At 73.5% G+C, this 20340-nt stretch carries 21 protein-coding genes; 3 read left to right on the top strand and 18 right to left on the bottom strand.

Features of this window, described 5'->3' with window-relative positions:
• Positions 1-112: 112 nt before the first annotated feature.
• From OVA02_RS03430 to OVA02_RS03380, 11 genes are all read right to left on the bottom strand, one after another.
• The gene (locus OVA02_RS03430; protein ID WP_052505459.1) at positions 113-559 is read right to left on the bottom strand and encodes a flagellar hook assembly protein FlgD; all 447 of its coding nucleotides are present in this window, start codon (positions 557-559) and stop codon (positions 113-115) included.
• Positions 560-571: 12 nt separating this feature from the next.
• Entirely contained in the window at positions 572-2320 is a 1749-nt protein-coding gene (locus OVA02_RS03425; protein ID WP_267659271.1) for a flagellar hook-length control protein FliK, read from the bottom strand.
• Complete coding sequence (locus OVA02_RS03420; RefSeq protein WP_267659270.1) at positions 2317-3105, bottom strand: C40 family peptidase; 789 nt, start codon at positions 3103-3105, stop codon at positions 2317-2319. Before OVA02_RS03420 ends, OVA02_RS03425 begins: the two co-directional genes overlap by 4 nt.
• On the bottom strand, positions 3102-3560 hold the full coding sequence (locus OVA02_RS03415; RefSeq protein ID WP_267659269.1) for a hypothetical protein: 459 nt from the start codon (positions 3558-3560) through the stop codon (positions 3102-3104). Before OVA02_RS03415 ends, OVA02_RS03420 begins: the two co-directional genes overlap by 4 nt.
• Positions 3560-4918, bottom strand: coding sequence for a FliI/YscN family ATPase (locus OVA02_RS03410; protein ID WP_267659673.1), 1359 nt, complete (start codon positions 4916-4918; stop codon positions 3560-3562). Before OVA02_RS03410 ends, OVA02_RS03415 begins: the two co-directional genes overlap by 1 nt.
• 62 nt (positions 4919-4980) lie before the next feature.
• On the bottom strand, positions 4981-5718 hold the full coding sequence (locus OVA02_RS03405) for a FliH/SctL family protein (RefSeq protein WP_267659268.1): 738 nt from the start codon (positions 5716-5718) through the stop codon (positions 4981-4983).
• Between the two features lie 140 nt (positions 5719-5858).
• Entirely contained in the window at positions 5859-6914 is a 1056-nt protein-coding gene (gene fliG, locus OVA02_RS03400) for a flagellar motor switch protein FliG (RefSeq protein ID WP_173153523.1), read from the bottom strand.
• A complete protein-coding gene (gene fliF / locus OVA02_RS03395; RefSeq protein WP_123571315.1) occupies positions 6911-8602 on the bottom strand; it encodes a flagellar basal-body MS-ring/collar protein FliF in 1692 nt (563 codons plus the stop codon). The genes fliG and fliF overlap by 4 nt, the downstream gene beginning before the upstream one ends.
• Positions 8602-8958: a flagellar hook-basal body complex protein FliE gene (gene fliE / locus OVA02_RS03390; RefSeq protein WP_267659267.1), complete on the bottom strand. Its 357-nt coding sequence runs from the start codon at positions 8956-8958 to the stop codon at positions 8602-8604. The genes fliF and fliE overlap by 1 nt, the downstream gene beginning before the upstream one ends.
• Entirely contained in the window at positions 8958-9353 is a 396-nt protein-coding gene (locus OVA02_RS03385; RefSeq protein WP_043596823.1) for a flagellar basal body rod protein FlgC, read from the bottom strand. The genes fliE and OVA02_RS03385 overlap by 1 nt, the downstream gene beginning before the upstream one ends.
• Entirely contained in the window at positions 9350-9697 is a 348-nt protein-coding gene (locus tag OVA02_RS03380) for a flagellar basal body rod protein FlgB (RefSeq protein ID WP_055975153.1), read from the bottom strand. Before OVA02_RS03380 ends, OVA02_RS03385 begins: the two co-directional genes overlap by 4 nt.
• Positions 9698-9889: 192 nt before the next feature.
• Between OVA02_RS03380 and OVA02_RS03375 the strand changes: the two genes are divergently transcribed.
• Positions 9890-10174, top strand: coding sequence for a hypothetical protein (locus OVA02_RS03375; protein ID WP_267659266.1), 285 nt, complete (start codon positions 9890-9892; stop codon positions 10172-10174).
• Positions 10167-11132 carry a hypothetical protein gene (locus OVA02_RS03370; RefSeq protein WP_267659265.1) on the top strand — a complete coding sequence of 322 codons (966 nt, stop codon included), beginning with the start codon at positions 10167-10169 and terminating at the stop codon, positions 11130-11132. Before OVA02_RS03375 ends, OVA02_RS03370 begins: the two co-directional genes overlap by 8 nt.
• Positions 11133-11299: 167 nt before the next feature.
• Here OVA02_RS03370 and OVA02_RS03365 read toward each other — a convergent pair whose 3' ends face one another.
• Complete coding sequence (locus OVA02_RS03365) at positions 11300-12049, bottom strand: response regulator (protein ID WP_267659264.1); 750 nt, start codon at positions 12047-12049, stop codon at positions 11300-11302.
• Positions 12046-14046, bottom strand: coding sequence for a sensor histidine kinase (locus OVA02_RS03360; protein WP_267659263.1), 2001 nt, complete (start codon positions 14044-14046; stop codon positions 12046-12048). The genes OVA02_RS03365 and OVA02_RS03360 overlap by 4 nt, the downstream gene beginning before the upstream one ends.
• A 294-nt stretch (positions 14047-14340) precedes the next feature.
• Here OVA02_RS03360 and OVA02_RS03355 point away from each other — a divergent pair, with 294 nt between their 5' ends.
• Positions 14341-15870, top strand: coding sequence for a CitMHS family transporter (locus OVA02_RS03355; protein WP_056043702.1), 1530 nt, complete (start codon positions 14341-14343; stop codon positions 15868-15870).
• Positions 15871-15900: 30 nt separating this feature from the next.
• Here OVA02_RS03355 and OVA02_RS03350 read toward each other — a convergent pair whose 3' ends face one another.
• From OVA02_RS03350 to OVA02_RS03330, 5 genes are all read right to left on the bottom strand, one after another.
• Positions 15901-16236, bottom strand: a complete 336-nt coding sequence (locus OVA02_RS03350) for a hypothetical protein (protein ID WP_267659262.1) — start codon at positions 16234-16236, stop codon at positions 15901-15903.
• Complete coding sequence (fliS, locus tag OVA02_RS03345) at positions 16226-16702, bottom strand: flagellar export chaperone FliS (protein ID WP_123571322.1); 477 nt, start codon at positions 16700-16702, stop codon at positions 16226-16228. The genes OVA02_RS03350 and fliS overlap by 11 nt, the downstream gene beginning before the upstream one ends.
• A complete protein-coding gene (gene fliD / locus OVA02_RS03340; RefSeq protein WP_267659261.1) occupies positions 16702-18090 on the bottom strand; it encodes a flagellar filament capping protein FliD in 1389 nt (462 codons plus the stop codon). Before fliD ends, fliS begins: the two co-directional genes overlap by 1 nt.
• 189 nt (positions 18091-18279) lie before the next feature.
• Positions 18280-19104 carry a flagellin gene (locus tag OVA02_RS03335; RefSeq protein WP_274598573.1) on the bottom strand — a complete coding sequence of 275 codons (825 nt, stop codon included), beginning with the start codon at positions 19102-19104 and terminating at the stop codon, positions 18280-18282.
• A 116-nt stretch (positions 19105-19220) separates the two neighbouring features.
• Positions 19221-20042 carry a sigma-70 family RNA polymerase sigma factor gene (locus OVA02_RS03330; protein WP_056043710.1) on the bottom strand — a complete coding sequence of 274 codons (822 nt, stop codon included), beginning with the start codon at positions 20040-20042 and terminating at the stop codon, positions 19221-19223.
• Positions 20043-20340 lie beyond the last annotated feature (298 nt).

The raw sequence follows: 20340 nt of genomic DNA, 5'->3' as shown, positions 1-20340 counted from the left end.
CGGTGTGGTTCGAGGGGTGGTGCGGGTCGTGCGGGTGGTGCGGGTCGTGCGGGTGGTGCGGGTCGTGCGGGTGGTGCCGGTGGTGCTGCGGGGTGCGCGTCGGGGACGCGTGTCACGCCTTCGTGGTGGCGATGCCCGAGATGAGATCCAACGCGACCTCCTTCCCGCCGACCGAGACCTTCGGGACGGCCTCGGCGAACGACACGCTCGTCGCGGTGCCCTTCACCTCGACGCCGTCGGGTCCCGTGTAGCTGACCTCGCGGCCGACCAGGTTCGACGCGGCGATGCGCATCTGCAGCGAGAAGTTCTCGTTGGCCGTCGTCGTCTGCGCGGTGACCTGCTCCATCATCGCCAGCTGGGTGGTCTGCGACATCATGGCGTTGGTGTCCATCGGGGTCGACGGGTCCTGGTTCTTCAGCTGCGTGACGAGCAGCTTCATGAACATCTCGCTGTCCATCGTGTTCGCCGTCGCACGGCTCGAGCCGCTCTTCGCGGCGTTGGCGGCGGCGATCTGGGTCGCGACGTCGACGGTTCCCGATATCTGGTCGATCGAGGGCATGGGGTCTCCGGTTCAGGCCAGGACGTCGAGGGACGTCGAGAGGGACGAGGAGGCGCGGGCACGGTCGACCGCGCCCGTCGCGTCGAGGGGGTCGGTTCCGTCGCGCGGCGTGCGGCCGGTGGCGCCGCGCGCCTCGGCGGCGTCACGGGCACGTCGCCCGGCGCCTCCGTCGGCACCGGCCTGCGCCCCGGTCGAGCCGAGCTGACCGGAGCGGTCACCCCGGCCGTCGGACGGCTGGTCCTGGGACGAGAGGTCGACGCTGGTCTGGTGACCCGCGCCTCCCGCGGTCGTGGAGGCGGCCGTCGCGAGGTCGCGGCGGAGGTCGCCGAGGATCGCCCGCACGGCGTCACGGCCGGCGTCCGACGCGGCGAACATCTCGACGTGCGTGCCGTGTGCCGAGACGTGGGCCCGGACGGTGACCGGTCCGAGCGCCTCGGGGGCGACGTCGACCGTGACGACGTGCACCCCGGGGCCCGCCGCGGCGAGCGTGAACAGGGGCCGGGAGAGCTGCGAGGTCAACGGCGCCGGCGGGGTGGCGACCGGCGACGGGGTCGCGGACGAGGAGGCGGCGGTCGCGGCGACGGGGAACGTCGCGCCGACCGCGGGGGCGGCGAACACGATCGGGTCGGTGGTCGCGGGTGCCGGGACGGGTGCGGAGGTGGACGCCGCGGGCGTCGCCGCGGGGGCGGAGGCTCCGGCCGGGGAGGCCGCGGTGGGCGTCGCGGACGGCCCGGACGGTGTGCCGGTCGTCGCGCTCGAGGGACCGGGCGTGCCGGGCACCACGAGGGCGGCCGGCGCGAGGGGGCGGTCGACCGCTGCCGGGACGGGGGTGGGAGCGGGCGCCCGCATCGGCGAACCGTTCCGGGCCGAGTCGCCGACGACGGCGGCCGTGTCGGGACCGGCGGCCGACTCGGCGCGGGCCGCACCACCGGGAGCGGACGGCGTCGGCTCGCCGGGCGCGACGGGCACACCCGCGCCGGCGGCCGCGGGGCTCGCCGCGGTGGCGGACGTGCCGGCGGGACCCGGGGCCGGAGCGGTCGCGGGCTGCACGGTCGAGACGGCGGTCGCGGCGAGGGCCGCGGCGGGAGCTGCGGCTGCGGATGCCTGCACCGCCGGTGCCGCCAGGACAGCCGCTGCCGTCCGAGCAAGAGCGGCGGAGGCGGCGGACGGATCGGGCGCCGATCCGTCGCGCGCGGGGTCGAGCGGCTCGGCCCCGGCGCCACCGGCGGCCGGCGACGCGACGCGCACCGGAGCGGTGAGGGCGGAGGGGCGCAACAGAGCGGCGAGGGCGGCGACCATCTCGGCCGGGGCGGCCGACGTCGCGACCTCGACCGGTACGGAGCCCCCGGCCACCGACGCGTCGCTCGGCACGGTGGGGGTGCCGTCGGTCGTCGCGGCGGCCTCGGTCGTGGTGGTCGCGGTGTCGGACTCGTCGACCGGGGCGGTCGGTGCCGAGGTCGCCTCGGCGAGGGGCCAGCGCCACGGGGCGACGGACGGGGCGTCGAGCGACGACGACCCGGTCACGGCCGAGGCGGACGCCGGAGCCGGGGTGGGGGCAGGAGGAGACGCGACGGAGGCGTTTCGGTCGGCGTCTCGCGTCGAGGAGCCCTCGTCGCGCATGGCGGCACCGAAGCCGGTGGCCGCGCGGTCGGCGTCACGGGCGGTGCCGGCCCCCGGGCCCCGCGACCCCGCGGAAGGGCGGAGCGACGACGCATCGGACAGGGCAGGAGGCGCGAACGGCAGGGTGCGGGACAGGGTCACGAGGCCACCCCCGCGCTCATCAGCTTCTGCAGGGCCGCGGTCATCAGGTCGGTCCCCGACGAGGACGCGCCCGACGCACCGGCGGCACCGGAGAGACCCGACAAGCCCGACAGGCCCGAGAGGCCGGACAGGCTCGACAACGCGGACGAGGCGGACGAGGCGGACGAGGCGGACAACGCCGAGGCGGCACCCGTCGCGCCCTCGGCCGGGACGATGCGCCGGATCGTGCTGAGGTCGGAGTCCTTGTACCAGTTGTCGACGATCTGGACGTCCTTGCCCGGGCGGGGTGCGTGCAGCACCTTGCCGTCGCCGAGGTAGATCACGATGTGGCCCTCGCCCTTCGGCACGAGCAGGTCGCCGGGCTTCGCCTCGGCGAGCGAGGGCACCTCGGCGCCCATCTTCGCCTGGTCGGGCACGACCCGCGGCATGCTGACGCCGAGGTCCCCGAACACGGTCTGCACGAGGCCCGAGCAGTCCATGCCGGTCCGGTCCTCGCCGCCGAACACGTACGGCACGCCGAGGTACTTCTTCGCGGCCTCGACCACGTCCGAGCCGTCGGCTCCGCTGCCGCTCGCGACCGACCCGGCCACGGCGTCCACGGAGGCGCTGGTCGCCGTCGCCCCCGTGCCGGACGTGCCGGCGAGCGCGTCGGCGAAGGCCGTGGCCGACGTCGCGGACGCCGCGGTGGCCGTCGCGGACGTCGCACCGGTGGTGCCGGCGCGCAGCTGGGCGATGGTCGCCTGGATGTCCTGGATGCGGGACAGGACCTCGGTCACGGGACTCACGCCGCGCCTCCTGGGTTCTCGGGGTCGGTGCCGGACGGCGAGCCGTCGGCGCGGGGGCGCGAGGCGATCTCGTCGAGGGCGATCTGCTCGTCGCGCAGGTCGGCGGCCGCCTCGGCCACCGCGTGCTTGTGCTCGAGCTTCTCGAGGCCGATCGCCGCGCGACGGGCATCGTTGAAGGCGGCCTGGGCGGCGTCGGCGTCGGCCTGACGGCGCTGGGTGACGGCGTCGAGCTCGGCGAGCATGCCGCGCGACGAGGCCCGCGAGGCCGCCAGCGCGCTCAGCATGGCCGCGTCGGTGACCTCGGACGGCTCGTCGGCCAGGGTGCGCTTGGCGCGCACGCGCTCGTCGGCGGCCTCGCGCAGACGGTCGTTGGCCTCGGCGAGGACGGCACCGGCCTGGTCCTGCTGGGCGTGGCGCAGCCGCAGCAGGCCGAGCAGCGAGAACGGGCGCGCCATCAGATCGCTCCGAACCGCGAGGTGAGCGAGGCCAGGGCGTTCCACGAGTCGGCCGAGGCCGCCCGGTCGTCCATGCCCTGCTGCAGGAACGCGTCGATGGCGCCCTGGTGGTCGACCGCCGCGTCGACGAGCGGGTTCGTGCCGCGCTGGTAGGCACCGACGTCGAGCAGGTCCTGCGCGGCCCGGCGGGCGGCCATGACCTTGCGCAGCGTCGTCGCGGCGGCGCGCTGCGGCGGGCTGGTCACCTTCGAGGCGACGCGCGAGACCGAGCCGAGCGCGTCGACCGACGGGAAGTGCCCGGTCACGGCGAGCTTGCGGTCGAGCATGACGTGCCCGTCGAGGATGCTGCGGGCCGCGTCGGCGATGGGCTCGTTGTGGTCGTCGCCGTCGACCAGCACCGTGTAGAGCCCGGTGACCGAGCCGATGCGGTCGGTCCCCGCCCGCTCGAGCAGACCGGCCAGCACCGAGAACGTCGACGGCGGGTAGCCGCGGGTCGCGGGCGGTTCGCCGACCGACAGGCCGATCTCGCGCTGGGCCATCGCCACGCGGGTGAGCGAGTCCATCATCAGCACGACGTCGGCGCCCTGGTCGCGGAACGACTCGGCGATGCGGGTCGCGACGAAGGCGGCCCGGAGGCGCATCAGGGCGGGCTCGTCGCTGGTCGAGACGACGACGATCGAGCGGGCGAGGCCCTCGGGCCCGAGGTCGTCCTCGAGGAACTCCCGCACCTCGCGGCCGCGCTCGCCGACCAGGGCGATCACGCTGACCTGGGCGTCCGAGCCGCGGGCGATCATCGACAGCAGCGACGACTTGCCGACGCCCGAGCCGGCGAACAGGCCGACGCGCTGCCCCTTGCCGACCGTGGTCAGGGTGTCGAGCACGCGCACGCCGAGCTGCAGGGGCGTGTCGATGCGCGCGCGGTGCATGGCGGACGGGGTCTCGTGGTCGAGCGGCACGAGGTCGACGCGACCCCCGTCGGCGCCGACGAGCGGCCCCTTGCCGTCGATCGGTCGGCCGAGGCCGTCGAGCACGCGGCCGAACAGGCCCGTGCCGGTGGGGACGAGCAGCGGACGGCCGGTCGACCGGACGGGCGTGCCGGTCGTGATGCCGGTCAGCCGGCCGAGCGGCATGCAGCGCACGCCGTCGGGCGTGGTCGCGACGACCTCGGCGAGGTCCGAACCGGCGGTGGTGCCACCGGACGTCGCGGTCGCGTCGCCCACGGCGACGATCTCGCCGACGGCCGCGTCGAGGCCCTGCACGGTGAGGCCGAGGCCCACGGCCGAGCTGACCCGGCCCACGCGCTGCGGACGGGCCGCGACGCGGGCGGCGGCGAGACGGGGCGCGAGGACGGCCGGCACGCGCGGACGCCCGCCGTCGACGACGGCACCCGTCGCTACGAGGGCAGGAGGCGCGGTGAGGGTCACGAGGCGCCCCCGTCCGACGCCGGGTCGCCGAGCAGGGCCGTCCGCGCCCGGTCGAGCGCGGTGCCGAGGCGGGCGTCGACCTGGCCGATGCGACGCTCGGCCTCGGCGTCGCCGCGGGCCAGGGTCGCGTCGGCGACGAAGGCCACCTCGGCGGCCACGGAGTCGCGGGTCGCCGCGTCGAGCTGGGCGAGGTCGGCGGGGTGGAGGCGGACCGTCACGACGTCGCCGGGGTCGGTCACGGCGAGGGCGCGGGCGACGGCCGCACGGGCGGTCCGTCCTTCGCGGGGGTCGACCGTGTCGGCGGCGCCCCGGGCGGTGGCGTCGGCCCCGTACGAGCCGCCGTCGACGGATTCGGAGGCGCGCAGTTCGTAGCCGAGGACCGCCTCGGCGAGCTCGAAGGCGGTCGCGACCAGCGCCTCCTCGGCGTCGTCCAGGACGGGCGCGACGCGGGCGTCGAGCGCGCGGGCCGACGAGGCGAGGGCCTCGACGGCCGAGACGGTCGCGGCCTGGAGGCGGTGCAGCAGGTCGGAGTGCTCGGCCTCGAGGACGGCCCGGCGGGCGGCGAGTTCGAGCTCGGCCGCGCGGAGGCCGGCGGCGTACCCGGCGGCGTGCCCCCGGGCCTCGGCCCGGGCGTCGTGCGCCTCTCGCGTGGTGGCGGCGTCGGACCCCGGCAGCGTGACGGACGGGTAGCTGACGCGCGCGAAGGCCGGGGCGGCGCCCTCGGGGGTCATCACGGAATCGAGCATCACAGGGCCGTTCGGCGTTGGGGGTGACGGCCGATCCGTGGCCTGGGGTGGGTGAGCGATCCGTGCTCACCGGCGACTCTCGACCTCGGCCGGGACGGCGTTAGCCCTTGCCCCGAAGGGGGGCCGGGCTACTCGACGAGGGCGTCGTCGTCCGAGCGGTGCATGGTGATCGCGCCCATCGCCTCGAGTTCGCGGATGGCGCGCACGACCGACGCCCGCGCCTCCTCGATCTGCGACTTGCGGACCGGACCCATCGACTGCAGCTCGTCGTCCAGCAGTTCGCGGTTGCGCTCGGAGACGTTGCCGCGGATGACCTCGGTGACCGCCGCCGGTGCGCCCTTCATCGCCGTGGCGAGGATCGCCGCGTCGATGCCGCGCAGCACCTGCTGGATGTCGCGCGACTCGAGCTTGACGATGTCCTCGAAGGTGAGCATGCGCGAGCGCACCTCCTCGGCCAGCTCGGGGTCGCGTTCGTCGAGGCCCTCGAGCAGCGCCTTCTCGGTCGCCACGTCGCTGCGGTTGAGGATCTCGATCAGCGGCTGGATGCCCCCGACGACCTCGACCTGGTCCCGCGGGGCGACGACGGCGCCGGCCCGCACCTTGAGGGTGGCCGCGACGATGCCGACCGACTCGGGGGTGGCCGTGCCCATCGTCGCGATGGCCTGGGCCACGTCGGCGCGCAGCTCGACGTCGAGGCCCGACATCACGGCGGAACCCTGCTGGGGCCTGAGGTGCGCGAGCACCAGGGCGATGGTCTGGGGCAGCTCGCCGTCGAGGAGCGCCACGACCTGACCGGCCTCGGCCTCGTCGAGGAACTCGAACGACTTGCCGGCCATGTTGGAGGCCATGCGCTCCATGACGCCGGCGGCACGCTCGGAACCGAACGACGCCTCGAGCAGACCGACGGCGACGTCGTGGCCGCCGCGGCGCTGGTAGCGGCCGCTGACGCTGAGGTCGTGGAACTCGGCCACGGTGGCCTCGGCGAGCGCGGGGTCGACGCGACGCAGGCGCACGATCTCGGCCGCGATCTCCTCGGCCTCGACCTCGCTGAACTCCTTCATGACCGCGGCCGCGCGGGCCTGGTCCATCTGCATGAGGATGACCGCGACCTTCTGGGCGCCGGTCAACGGCTTGCCGACCCCGGGGACCGCGGGGGCGCCGAAGGTGGTGGGGACGAGGCTCATGCGGGCTGCCGGTCGTCCATCAGGCCACGGAGAAGCTCGGCGGTCTTGCCCGGGTCGCGCTCGGCCATCGCGTCGATCTCGGCCCGGCGGCGCTCGGCCGAGACGAACTCGGGCGACGGCGTCGGGGCGTCGACCTCGAGCAGCTCGGTCTTCGGCTCGCCCATGCCGGGCAGGGTCAGGCGCGAGGTGGCGACGGCGTCGTCGAGCGACAGCGGCATCGTGGCGTCCCAGGTCTGGGCGCCGTTCTGCGGGGAGAGCTCGCCGAGGTCGACGTCCTCGCGGTCCTGGCGGCGGCTGCGACGGGCGAAGACGATGAGCCCCACGATGGCGGCGATCGCGATGGCCGCGACGATGCCGACCGTGCGGATGGTGCCCCACATGGCCTCGCTCGCACTCGCCGCGTCGGCGGCCTTGAGCGCCTCGGCGGCGGCGTCCGCGGCCGAGGTGTCGAAGTCGACCTGCGCGACCTGGACGGTGTCGCCGCGGGCGGCGTCGATGCCGGCGGCGGCACCGACGAGGTCGCGGACGCTCTGCATGTTGACGCCGTTGGCCGCGGCCGAGTTCAGCGCGACCGACACCGTCTGGCGGCTGACCTCGCCAGCCGGGACGTTGAGGCTCTCGGTGACCTTGTCGACGGCGTTGTTCTTGGTGGTCGACTCGTTGGTGTAGCCCCCGTCGGCGCCGGTGCCCGCGGTGGTCGTGCCGTCGGCCGCCGTGCCGTTGGGCACCGCGATGTTGTCGGGGCCGAGCACGCCGGTCGCACCGGTGCCGTTCGCCCCGTTCGCCCCGGAGCCGTACTGCTCGGTGGTGCCCGACTCGTTCAGGGCGATCGGCCCCGAGGTCGGCTGCGAGAACGACTCGGTCACCTTGGTGCCCGAGCTCTGGTCGAGGTCGGCGGCCACCACGACGGACGAGTTGCCGGGGCCGACCATCTTGTCGAGCATGGCCTGGACCGAGGCCTGGACCTTGGACTCGTAGTCGCTCGCGTCGCCGTCCGCGCCTCCGACCGCTCCGCTGCCGACGGCCGAGAGCACCGTGCCCGAGGCGTCGGTGACGGCGACGTCGGTCGCCTTCATGCCGTCGACGGAGGCGCTGGTCAGGTTGACGATGGCCTGCACCTGCTTGGAGTCCAGCGTCGCACCGGCCTGGGTCTCGACGAACACCGAGGCGGTCGGGTCGCGCTGCTCGGCGACGAACACCGACTCCTCGGGGATCGCGAGCTGCACGCTGGCGTTCTTGACGCCGTCCATCGCCTTGATCGTGTTGGCGAGCTCGCCCTCGATCGCACGCTTGTAGGTGACGTTCTGCTGGAACTCGGACGAGGTGACGCCCATGGTGTCGAGCAGCGAGTAGCCGCCGCCCGAGCTCGCGGCGGGCAGCCCCGCGGCCGCGGCCTTGAGGCGCTCGTCGTAGACGACGTTCTCGGGCACGAGGATCGTGCCGCCGCCCGCGGTCAGCTCGTACGGCACGCCGTCGGTCTGCAGCAGTTCGACGATGGCGCTCGCGTCGGTCGGGTCGATGCCGCTGAACAGCGGCGTGTAGGTGGGCTTGCCCAGCCAGCTGACGAGCGCGACGACGCCGAGCACGAGGGCGGCGACCAGGATGACGGCGATCGTGCGCTGCGCGACCGTGAAGCTCTGGAGGGCGGCACCGAGCTTGGCGAGCTGGCCCTTGACGGCGTTCGGCATCAGGCCTGCATCCTCATGATCTCGTTGAAGGCGTCGACGCCCTTGTTGCGGACGGCGCTGACCAGCTCGAGCGTGACCTGGGCACGCGTCGCCGCGATGGTCGCGTCGTGGATGTCGGTCAGGTCACCGGTGACGGCCTTGACCGCGAGGGTCTTCGCCTCGGACTGCAACTGCTGCAGCCCCTCGACGGCTCCGGTCATGGTCGCGCCGAAGGTCGCGCCCGAGGCCGAGGAGGCGCCGGTCGCGCCGGCCACGCCCGTCACGTCGGACGCACCGCCGGCCCCCATGAGCGAGCCCGCGTCGGCGAAGCCGGTCTGTTGCACGGCCCCGAGGGCCTGGATTCCTGCGATGGGCATCAGCCACGTCCGATCTGGAGTGCGGCCTCGTAGGCCGTCTTGGCACGGTCGACCACGGCGGCGTTGGCCTGGTAGCCACGCTGCGCCATGATCAGGTCGCCCATCTGGGCGCCGAGGTCGATGTCGGGCATGCGCACGTATCCCTCGGCGTCGGCCAGCGGGTGGTCGGGGAGGTACGTGACGCGGCCGGCCTCGCTGCCGTAGCGGTCGGCCTTGACGAAGACGCCGGACGTGCCTGCGCCCTCCTGCACCTCGACGTAGCGGGCCTGGAAGGCGGTGTCGTCCATCGACTTGACGGTGTTGACGTTGGCGATGTTGTCCGACACGGCGTCGAGCCACTTGCGGTGCACGGTCAGGCCGGTGCTCGCGATGCCGATCGCGTCGAAGGCGGTCACGAGTTCGTCCGGAACGCGGCGCGCACGGCCGTCAGCTCGGAGTTCATGGCCTGCGTGGCGAACTGGTACCGCAGCACGGTGTCGACGTTCGACAGGGTCTCGGTGTCGAGGTTCACGTTGTTGCCGTCGAGACGGGTCGGCTCGAGGCTGCGCGACGTGGATGCCTGGACCGCCCCGCTGCCGGACGCGACCGACCGGCCCAGCGCCTCCTCGAACTGCACGCGCTTGGCGGTGTAGTTCGGGGTGTTGACGTTCGCGATGTTCGCGGCGATCGTCTTCTGACGCAGCGAGAGACCGTCGAGGGCGCTCTGCAGCGCCGCTTGCGTCACGGATTCGAGTGGCATGCCTGTCCCGGTGGGGTCGATGGAGTGCGAGGGGCCGATCCGTGGCCGGTGTGCGAGCGATCCGTGCTCACGGCGCTCTATCGGCGGGGCGCGGGGCGACGTAAGCGGTGCGCAGGCGGCTGCCCCGTACTGGGGGCGGGCGCCCCCTGCTGCTAGCGTCGCGCCCAGGACCGGGGGGACGGAGGCGCGCGCATGGACGAGGACGGTCGACGGCTGTGGGGCCTCGGGGACGAGCACGCTCCCGACCCGGACGAGGAGATCGTCGTGGACGACGACGAGGCGGCCGCGGAGGCCGCTCTGGGTCCTCGGTCGGTCGGTGCCGCGGTCGGACTCGTGTTCCTCGCCCTCGTGGTCGCGGTGGTCGCGGTCGGGGTCGTGCTGCCCCTGCTCCTGTGGCCGGTCGGTCTGTGGATCGGCCTCCAGCAGGAGCCCGCCGAGATCGCGTCGCTCTGGTGGTTCGTGGGTCTCCATGGGTGATCGACGAGCGCTCTGCCTCGCGGCGCTGGGCATCGTCCTCCTCACCGCGTGCAGCACCGGCACGACGAGCCCTCGCGATGTGGACGACGGAAGGACCCTCGAGGAGACCGGCACGATCGCCACGGAACTGATCGACGGCCTCCAGGCCCAGGTCGACCCGACCCTCGTGGCGAGCGTCGAGGCCCAGGAGGACGGCGCGGCGTCGATCGGCGGCTCCGCGGACGACGCCGACGGCAGCATCCAGGAGTGGCGGGTGCTGCGGTACGTGAACCTCGTGCCGGACGCACCCCAGCTCGACGTCGCCGAGTCCGTGATCGATGCCCGCGTCGCGGACGGCTGGACGGTGGGTCTCGACCGGGAGACGTCGAACGCGGGAGGTCGCTGGGTCACGTTGACTTCGGACGAGGACCGCTACGACGGCTTCGAGCTGACCGTGCAGGCCGGTGACAACGGTGCGTCCCCCGGGCAGAACTACCTCCTCCTCGGCGTGGTCGGACCGACCGTCGACGAGACCCCCACGGGGAAGTCGACCCCCTCCATCGAAGAGACCGGCCGACGTGCCGACGACCTCGTCGACCGGGTGGTCGCGCTCGTCGACCCGGCCGTCGTCGAGAGCGTCGAGGTGTTCGAGGACGGCGACGCCGGTGTGGCCGGCACGCCGAACGACCCGGACAGCAGCATCCGACAGTGGACCGTCACGCATTCCGTCGTGCTCGTTCCGGGCGCCTCACGGGACGCGACGACGGCAGCGCTGGTCGACGCCCTCGTCACCGACGGCTTCACCGTCTTCGAGGACGAGACCACGCCGAGCGGCTCACGGCGGATCGTGACCGGACCCGGTGAGGGTGCGGACGAGCCCTACACCGTGACCCTCCAGGGCGGACCCGACAGTTCCCTCAGCCGCCTCATCGACGTGCAGGTGAACGGTCCGGTCGTCGAGACCGCACCGGCGGACTGAGCCGGCCCGCGCCTCCTCGGCGGCCCGCCCCGACGAGCGGGTGGCCTCGCACCGCCGACTGGACGTCGCACCGCCGAAAAGGACGGTGCGATGTTCAGTGGGCGGTGCGACGCGGTGGCGAGCAGGCGGACGAGCGAGCGGGCGACGAGCAGGAGGCGCGGGTCGGGTCAGGGGCGCGAGTAGCGGTGCTCGGGGCGGCCGGTGGTGCCGTAGCTGAGCTTCATCGTGACGAGACCGTCGGCGGCGAGCGCCGCGAGGTACCGCTGCGCCGTGGCCCGCGAGACCCCGACCCGGGCGGCGACGTCGGCCGCCGACAGTTCGAGCGGCCCGACCCCGGCCCCGGCCCCGGCCCCGGCTCCGGCTCCGGCTCCGGCTCCGACCTCGGCGTCGGGGTCCGCGGCGACCGCATCCGCCTCGGCTCCGAACTGCTCGAGCACCGCCTGCTCGGTCGCCGACCGCGACGGCGAGGCCGCCTTCGCCGCGTCGCCGGAATGGAGGATGCGCAGGGCCCGTTCGAGCGCCTCCTGGTCGACGGCCGTCCGCTCGTCGAGCACGTTGCGGTACCGCTGGTAGGCGCGCAGCCGGTCGACCAACGTGCCCGACGCGAACGGTTTGATCAGGTAGCCCAGCGCCCCGCGCCGCAGGGCCCGCCGCACGGTCGTGGCGTCCGACGCGGCACTGAGCACGAACGCGTCGACGTCGACCTCGCGCAGCAGGTCGAGCCCACTGCCGTCGGGCAGGTGGACGTCGAGCAGCAACAGGTCGACGTGCCGTTCGGCGAGGACGCGGCGCACCTCGGCGACCGTGCCGACGGCCGGCAGCGCCCGCAGGCCGGGCAGCTGCTCGACCTGGCGGCGGTGCAGGTCGGCGACGTAGAAGTCGTCGTCGACCACGAGCACGGTGAGTTCGGTCGTCACGGGGTGGTCCTCTCGGGGGTGTCGGGGGCGGGCGGTCCGGGGGCGGGGGCGCTGCCGGCGGACGTGCCGACGCCGGGCGGTCGCGGGTCGTCGCCGCCACGGGACGAGGAGGCGCGGGCCGGCCCGGACGCGCCCGTCACCACCGCCTCGCCCGTCGCCACCGCCTCGCGCGAGACCGCGCCCACGAGCCTCGCGCAGAACACGGCGCCGTGCCCGTCGCCGCCCGGCGAGCCGAGCCAGACGTCGCCGCCGCGGCGTCGGGCGATGTCCCGGGAGAGCGGCAGCCCGAACCCCAGACCGTGCACGCGTGCGGGGTCGGGCTCGTCGTCGGCACGGTGCGGCCCACGATCGAACAGCTGGTCCACGTCGGCGACGCCGTCGCCCGAGTCCATCACCGACAGGTGCAGGTCGGTGCCGTCGTCGAGCACCTCGACCTCGATCCAGGCGGGCGTGACCCGTCCGGCGACGGCCGCCCGGACCGCGTTGTCGACCAGGTTGCCGAGGACGGTCGTCACGTCGCCGGGCTCGACGACCGACCCCGTCACGAGCGTCTCGGGCCCGAGCTTCAGCAGGACGCCCCGCTCGGCAGCCTCGACGCCCTTCGCCCCGAGGAACGCCTGCAGGTACGGCTCGGTCAGCCGGTCGGCGTGGGCGACCGGGTAGCGCAACGGCCCGTGGTCGAGGACGTCGGCGAGGTAGGCGCGGGCCTGCTCGGCGCGACCGAGCTCGAGCATCCCCGACAGGGCGTGCAGCCGGTTGGCGAACTCGTGTCGCTGCGCGCGGAGGGCCGTGGTCATCGCGCCGACGGCGTCGAGCCGGCGGGTCAGGGCCTCGACGGCCGTGCGGTCGCGCACCACCGCGACCCGGCCCAGGTCGACCCCGTCGCGCGACACCGGACGCACGTCGACGAGCAGCACGTGGTGGCCGACCACGAGCGTGGTGTCGGCCGGGGTGCCCGCCGAGGTGCCGGCCGACGCCTCGTCGACGGCGTCGCGCGGCCTGCGCGGCTCACTCGGCCCGCTCGGACCGAGCAGCGCGACGAGCCCCTCGGGCAGACCGAGCCCGGCCAGCGGCCTCCCCACGGCGGTCGATGCGTCCACCGCCAGCAGTCGCGCGGCCTGGTCGTTGCACACCGTCACGACGCCGTCCCCGGACACCGCGAGCACCCCCTCGCCGACCCCGCCGAGCACGGCCTGCTGGTTCTGCACGAGGCTCGACAGCTCCTCGGGCTGCAGCCCGAGGGTGGCGCGGTCGAGCCGCCGACGGATCAGCACCGACGCGACGACGCCGAGCGCGAGGGCGAGCACGGCCACCCCGACGACGGGCAGGGCGTCCTGCACGAGGGTGTCGTAGACCCGGGTCGGCGCGTACCCGACGCTGACCTCGCCGACGACGTCCGCCGCCGAGCCGGAGGCCACCGACGCCGCGCCGACCGAGACGCCCGGAGCGTAGATCGGCACCTTCGCGCGGGCCGAGTCGCCGAGCGTGCCGCGCTCCCAGGCGACGACCTCCTCCCCGCGCAGGGCGGCGTCGGGGCTGGTGCTGACGCGCTCGCCGATCCGGGAGGGGTCCGGGTGCGCCAGCCGCACCCCGCGATCGTCGGTCACGACGACGAAGAGCGCCCCGGTGCGCTGCTGGGCCGCGACCGCGGTGCGCTGCAGGGCTCCCCGGGCCAGCGCCTCCTGGTCGATCTCGGTGCCGTCGACGCTCAGCAGGGCGACCTGCTCCCGGACGTCGGTGTCGCTCGCGACGCTCTGCGCCACGGCGAGCGCGGTCGACTCGGCCTCGCGCGCCAGGCGCTGGACGGCGATCGTCGCGAAGACGGCACTGGTCAACAGCACGATGGCGGTGACGACGGCGAGCTGGAGCAACAGCACCTCGGTCGCGAAACGTCGCTTCCGGAGGCGCGGCGCCGCCCCCTGCCCCGACCCGCCTCGCGCACCCGCCCGACGGCTCGCCGGCGTGCGGCGTCCCCGTGGTGAGCTGTCGTCGGTCACGCCCGCCAGGGTACCCGGCGCGGCCGACGCGACCCGCGCCTCCTCGCGGCCCCGCCCAGCCCTCGTGCACGCGCCGCACCGCGTCCCGTGCATCGCACCTCGTCTAGGCACGGTGTGGTGCACGAGACGCGGCGCCAAGCCGGGGTGGGGTCGGGGTCGGGGGGCAGGCCGGGCGTGAGCAGAACGCGCAGAACGGTGCCAACGCGCGATAGTCGGCCAATGCGCACAAGCGCGACGCGGCTCGGGAGGCGCGGCTAGCGTGCCCGGACACACGAACCGGACGAAGGAGTCCAGATGCTCGTCATCCTCGGTTATCTGATGATCGCCACCTTCATGGTGCTGATCATGACCAAGCGGCTCTCGCCGATGCTCGCCCTGATCATGGTGCCGACCATCTTCGGCCTGTTCGCGGGGGCCGGCCTCGGCATCGGCGACATGGTGATCGAGGCGATCGGCGACCTGGCCCCGACCGCGGCGCTGCTGATGTTCGCGATCATGTACTTCGGGCTCATGATCGACGTCGGGCTGTTCGACCCGCTCGTACGGTTCATCCTCCGCGTCACCGGCAACGACCCCGCGAAGATCGTGCTCGGCACGGCCCTGCTGGCCGGAGCCGTCTCGCTCGACGGCGACGGGTCGACGACCTTCATCGTGACGACCGCCGCCATGCTGCCGATCTACCTCAAGCTCGGCATGAGCCCGGTCGTGCTGACCTGCGTCGCCGGCCTCGCCAACGGCACCCTCAACATCGTCCCGTGGGGCGGGCCGACCGTGCGGGCCGCCGCGGCGCTCAACGTCGCGCCGTCCGACATCTTCGTGCCCCTCGTGCCGTCGCTGATCACGGGCCTCGTCATCGTGTTCGTGTTCGCCTGGCTGATGGGCCTGCGCGAGCGCCGCCGCCTCGGCACGGTCGAGCTCGGCGGGTCGGTGCTGGCCGCCGCGGCCGAGAAGATGTCGCCCCTGTCGCGCGAGCTGGCCACGGCCGCCCGCGGTGGCGGACCGGGCAAGGCGGGCGTCGGCGTCTCGATGTTCACCAGCCCCACGGTCGCCCTGGGCCTGCGCGGCGGTCGCGCCGACGGCAGCCGCGCAGACGCCCCCGGCGAGCGCGCGGTCGACAACCCCGGCGGCAGCGGCGCCAGCGAGAACGGCACGCCCCTGACCGGCACGATGGCCGACACGATGCTCGACCCCACCCGCGAGACCCTGCGCCCCGGGCTGATCTGGTTCAACTTCGCGCTGACCGTCGTGGTGATGGTGCTGCTCGTGCTCGACCTCTTCCCCCTGGCCTACGTGTTCATGGTCGGCGTCGCGGTCGCGCTGCTGATCAACTTCCCGAAGGTCAAGCAGCAGTCGGCCGAGATCGTCGCCCACGCGCCGAGCATCGTCGGCGTCGTCTCGATGGTCTTCGCCGCCGGCGTGCTGATCGGCGTGCTCAACGGGACGGGCATGGTCGACGCGATGGCGCAGTGGCTCGTGCAGGTGATCCCGAACGAGTTGGGCCCGTACCTGGCCGTCATCACGGGACTGCTCAGCCTGCCGCTCACCTTCTTCATGAGCAACGACGCCTTCTACTTCGGCATCCTGCCCGTGCTCGCCCAGAGCGCCGCGGCGTTCGGCATCGAACCGGTCGAGATGGCGCGCGCCTCGGTGATCGGCCAGCCCGTGCACCTGCAGAGCCCGCTCGTGCCGGCGATCCTGCTGCTGGTCAGCCTGGCGAACGTCAACCTCGGCGACCACCACAAGAAGGTGCTCTGGCGGGCGGCCGTCGTCTCGGTCGTCATGCTCGTGGTCGCCGTCGTCGTCGGGGTCATCCCCTTCGGCTGAGGCCACCCGGCTGAGGCCACCCGAGCGGGGTCAGCCGGTGGCGTCGAGGTAGACCGGGCGCGAGGGCTCGTGCGACGCCTCGACGGTGCGGACGGCTCCGAGGTGCTGCAGCACGGCGACCCGGGCGGCCTCGAGGCGGCCGAGGACGTCGCGCTGGCGCTCGGCCAACGAGGAGGCGCGGGTCGCCAACTCCTGCGGCAACGGCCCCAATCCCACGGGCGGCGTCCACCGACGGGCCGGCGTGGGCAGCGCGGTGGGGTCGCCGTCGCCGGCGGGAAGCGAGGCGTCCGCCTCGGTGACCAGCGCCTCCAGCTCGTCGAGGGCCGCGCGCCAGGCGTCATGCGTCCGTTCGGTCCTAGGCGACACCGACGCCTCCGGCCAGGCCGGGGACCGACGAGGCGGCGCCGGCCTGCAGCGAGGCCGCGGCCTCGTGCCACGCCTGGCGCAGGGGCTCGAGCAGCCCGGCGACCTCGCGGGTCTGCGCGACGTCACGGTGCACGTTGGCGTTGACCAGGGCGGTCGACGTGTAGGTGTACAAGGCGAGCAGGCCCTCGCCGCCGTCCCAGACGTCGATCTTGAGCGACGACGACAGCTCGGCGATGATCGCCTGGGCGTGCAGCAACTGCTCGGAGGCGGCGGCCCAGTTCGCGGCGACCTGTGCGGCCTCGGCACGTGACAGGTCGAGCATGAGGCGGTCGTAGAGCATCGTGACGAGCTGGACGGGCGTCGCCGACAGCACGGCGTCGCTCGTGTACTGGGCGCGCTGCTTCTGCACGACGGCCGAGGGGCCGGCCGAGGCCGCGGCGAAGGCGGCGAACGAGGTGGCGTCCATCAGCTGCTGCTCGTCGAGAGGCTGGCGAGCTGGCTCGAGATGTACTTCTGCTGCGCGGTCAGGGCGCTGAGCGAGGTCTCGAGGGCCGAGTAGGTCTTCTGCAGACCCGCACGACGGGCCGCCAGGCGGTCGTCCCACTCGCTGACGCGGTTGGTGAGGTCCTTCACGACCGACTGCTGCCCCGTGATGGTCTTCGTCAGCGAACCGTCGAACTTGTCCGAGACGGCCGTGGCCGTCGAGGCGACCCGGGCCGCGATGGCGCTCATCGTCGCCTGCACCTTGGCCGGGTCGGCGGCGAGGGCGGCGGCGAACTTCGTGGCGTCGACGGCGAACTGGCCGGTCTTGGCGTCGATCGAGATGCCGATGACGCTCGGCGACTGCCCGTCGACGGGGCTGAGCACGGAGTCGGTCAAGCGTTGTGTGATGCCACGGGTGGTGGAGTTGCCACCGAAGACGCCCGCGGTGACCGTGGTCACGCCGGACGCGTTGGTCGTGGTGGTGGCCGCGCTCCTGGTGCTGATCAGGCTCAAGGCCCCGTTGACACCGGCGACCAGGTCGGTGGCGACCTTGGTGGCGGCGGTCGCGTCCCGGGCGATCGCGAGGTGCACGGGCTCGGTCGTCGTGGCCGAGACGGTGACCGAGACGCCGGGCAGGACGTCGGTGAACGTGTTGCTGCTGCTCGTGACGACCTGCTCGGCCGCCGTGCCCGCCCAGAGGGTGATCGAGGCGTCGCGCGCCTGCGAGATCACGGCGGCGCCGGGCTGGGCGATGAGGTCGGGGGCGGTGCCGGCGGCCACGTCGGCGGTGGTGCCGCGGAAGACGTCGAAGCCACCCTCGGCTCCGCTCTTCTGGCTCGACAGCTGGAGACGGTACTGGACGGCACCCGAGGCGTCCTTGCCCGAGGCGACCTTGACGGCCGAGACACCGGCGGCGGAGGCGTTGATCGCCGTCACGACGTCGTCGAGCGACGAGGAGGCGGCGGTCACCTCGGTCGTCGTTCCCGCGGCCGAGACGAAGGTGAGCGTCGCGGGCGAGTCGGGCCACGCCGTCATCGCCGCGGTCACCGCGGTCTTGGACGACGCGGTGGCCCCGACCACGAGGTCGACCGAGCCGGAGACGGCACCGGGAGCGGTGGTGGCCGTCACCGCCGTCGAACTGCTGGTCGGGGTGAAGAGGGAGAGCGAGCCCGCCTTGGCGGTCGAGGTCGCGAGGGTCGCCAGGTCGGCGATCTTCGTGTTGAGCCCCTGCAGGGCCGTGACGAGCGTCTGGCCGACGGTGGCCTTGTTCTTCAGGATCGTCTGGGGCACGGCCTCGGACTGCATCAACGTGTTGATGAGCGTGGTCGTGTCGAGCCCGCTGACGAGGCCGTCGATGCCGAGCGAGGCCATCAGGTGCTCCTGTCGAGGTGGGGTGTCCGGGTCGGACCGTGGGGCAGATCGAAGTGGGGGGGGGAGCGCTGAGACCGGGTGGCCCGACGGCGCAGGATCAGCTGCACCGTCGACGCCACCCGGTCTCGAACCGCGGTGAGGTGGTGGGTCAGGCCCGGGCTGGGAGCTCGGGACCCTCCTCGGCTACGACTAGCGGAGGAGCGACAGCACGCCCTGGCTGCTCTGGTTCGCCTGGGCCAGCATCGCGGTGCCGGCCTGGCTGAGCACGTTCGAGCGGGTGTACTTGACCATTTCCTCGGCCATGTCCACGTCGCGGATGCGCGACTGAGCCGCCGTGAGGTTCTCCTTCGCGACGTTGGTCGACGCGATGGAGTGCTCGAAGCGGTTCTGCACGGCACCGAGCTCGGAACGGGCCGACGACACGTCCTTGATCTGCGTGTCGATGGCGGCGATCGAGGTGAGGGCGTTGGCCGACGAGTCGAACGTGAGCGCCTTGACGGCGGTCGCGACGGCCGTGATGTCGGTGAGGTTCACCGAGATCTGGTCGTTCGCAGCCGTCGAGCCGGCTCCGACCTGGAACGTCAGCGAGCCGGCACTGTTGAGCAGGTCGATTCCGTTGAAGTTGGTCGAGTTGCCGATGCGGGTCAGTTCGTCGCCGAGGGCCGTGACCTCGGTCTGGATCGCCGTACGAGCGTCGGCGTTGTTCGAGTCGTTGCCCGACTGGACAGCGAGGTCGCGGACACGCTGGAGGATCGAGTGGACCTCCGTCAGGCCGCCTTCCGCGGTCTGGACGACCGAGATGCCGTCCTGGGCGTTACGTGCGGCCACCGTGAGTCCGCCGACCTGCGAGCGCAGGCCCTCGGAGATCGCGAGACCCGCCGCGTCGTCAGCGGCACGGTTGATGCGAAGACCGCTGGAGAGCTTCTCGAGGCTCTTCGACAGGTCGTTCTGCGTGCTGTTGAGGTTGCGGTAGGTGTTGTTGGCCGCGAGGTTGGTGTTGATCTGCATACCCATGGTGTTCTCCTCCGTGACTGGGTGGTGTTCGTCGGCCCATCCGTGGGCTGACACCGGCTACTGTCGGCCGGTCGACCGCGGCTGTAAGTCAGCCGCAGAAGTTTTTTCGGGCGATCTCAGACCGCCGTGCTGATGCCGGCGGCGTCGGGCTCGCGCATGGCGCGGGCGATGCCGACGGCGGCGTTCGTCGCGACGCGCGACAGGTAGGCGCTGCGGCGGGCCGGCGCGGTCTTCGAGACCGGCGTGAACTCGGCGTCGGGGTCGTCGGCGTAGTGCGACTCGAGGGCGTCGCGCAGCAGGCGGACCGCCTCGGTGCGCTGCTGCGAGACGGCGCTGTGGGTGATGCCGAGCTCGTCGGCGATCTCGGTGACCGTGCGGTCGCCGAAGTAGACGCCCTCGACGATCAGGCGCATGCGCTCGGGCAGGGCCTCGACCGCGGCGGCGACGTAGCGGCTGCGCTCCGAGACGAGCAGGTTCTCCTCGGGCAGCGGCAGGTCGGCCGCGAGGTGGTCCGCGACGGTGTCGTCGAGGGCCGAGACCGTGCGGGCCGCGTCGGTCAGGGCACCGGCCGCCGTCTGGCGGTCGACGCCGAGGGCTCCGGCGATCTCGTCGACGCTCGGGGCGCGTCCCAGGGTCGCGGTGAGCGCCTCCTGGACGGCCAGGGTCTCCTTGATGCGCTTGCGGGTGCCGCGGCTGGCCCAGTCCCCCGAGCGCATGTCGTCGGCGAACGCGCCGACGATGCGGGTGCGGGCGTAGGCGCCGAACGGGATGCCGAGGGTGGGGTCGAAGGCGTCGGCGGCCTGGACGAGGGCGACGGCACCGACCGAGGCGAGGTCGTCACGCGACAGGTGGGTGGCGCGGGCGCACACCTCCGAGACGAGGTAGCCGACCAGTGGCAGGTTCTCCACCACCATGGCGTTCCGTTCGGTGCGGTTCATCGCGACTCCCAGTGCGATAGGGGACCTCGTGGTCCGGTGATCGTGACTCCGGGCGCGACGAACGGCCCTCTGATCAGGGCACGTCGACAGGGTTCGCCGAGGAGGCGCGGTGCACCGGACGAGACGTCGTCCGGACCGCAGATGATGCGTGGCGACCGACCCGTCGGGGGCCCGTCGCTGCTCTGCAACGCTACCGAGCCGGAGGGGGGCGGCGGCAGGCCGGGACTGCCCCCAGTGCGGGGGAACGACCGTCATCTCTTCGGGGGACACACCTCGTGCCCTCACCCCCGTACTGGGT

The organism is Frigoribacterium sp. SL97 (assembly GCF_026625765.1).
Taxonomy (GTDB): domain Bacteria; phylum Actinomycetota; class Actinomycetes; order Actinomycetales; family Microbacteriaceae; genus Frigoribacterium.
This window is presented reverse-complemented; position numbering and strand designations above follow the sequence as displayed.

Coding starts and splice junctions, on each gene's coding strand:
- fliS (WP_123571322.1), bottom strand. CDS start 16,702: ATGGACGCCACCTCGTTCGCCGCCTTCGCCGCGGCCTCGGCCGGCCCC.
- OVA02_RS03430 (WP_052505459.1), bottom strand. CDS start 559: ATGCCCTCGATCGACCAGATATCGGGAACCGTCGACGTCGCGACCCAG.
- fliF (WP_123571315.1), bottom strand. CDS start 8,602: ATGCCGAACGCCGTCAAGGGCCAGCTCGCCAAGCTCGGTGCCGCCCTC.
- OVA02_RS03415 (WP_267659269.1), bottom strand. CDS start 3,560: ATGGCGCGCCCGTTCTCGCTGCTCGGCCTGCTGCGGCTGCGCCACGCC.
- OVA02_RS03330 (WP_056043710.1), bottom strand. CDS start 20,042: ATGAACCGCACCGAACGGAACGCCATGGTGGTGGAGAACCTGCCACTG.
- OVA02_RS03375 (WP_267659266.1), top strand. CDS start 9,890: ATGGACGAGGACGGTCGACGGCTGTGGGGCCTCGGGGACGAGCACGCT.
- fliG (WP_173153523.1), bottom strand. CDS start 6,914: ATGAGCCTCGTCCCCACCACCTTCGGCGCCCCCGCGGTCCCCGGGGTC.
- OVA02_RS03335 (WP_274598573.1), bottom strand. CDS start 19,104: ATGGGTATGCAGATCAACACCAACCTCGCGGCCAACAACACCTACCGC.
- fliE (WP_267659267.1), bottom strand. CDS start 8,958: ATGCCCATCGCAGGAATCCAGGCCCTCGGGGCCGTGCAACAGACCGGC.
- OVA02_RS03380 (WP_055975153.1), bottom strand. CDS start 9,697: ATGCCACTCGAATCCGTGACGCAAGCGGCGCTGCAGAGCGCCCTCGAC.
- OVA02_RS03370 (WP_267659265.1), top strand. CDS start 10,167: ATGGGTGATCGACGAGCGCTCTGCCTCGCGGCGCTGGGCATCGTCCTC.
- fliD (WP_267659261.1), bottom strand. CDS start 18,090: ATGGCCTCGCTCGGCATCGACGGCCTCGTCAGCGGGCTCGACACGACC.
- OVA02_RS03355 (WP_056043702.1), top strand. CDS start 14,341: ATGCTCGTCATCCTCGGTTATCTGATGATCGCCACCTTCATGGTGCTG.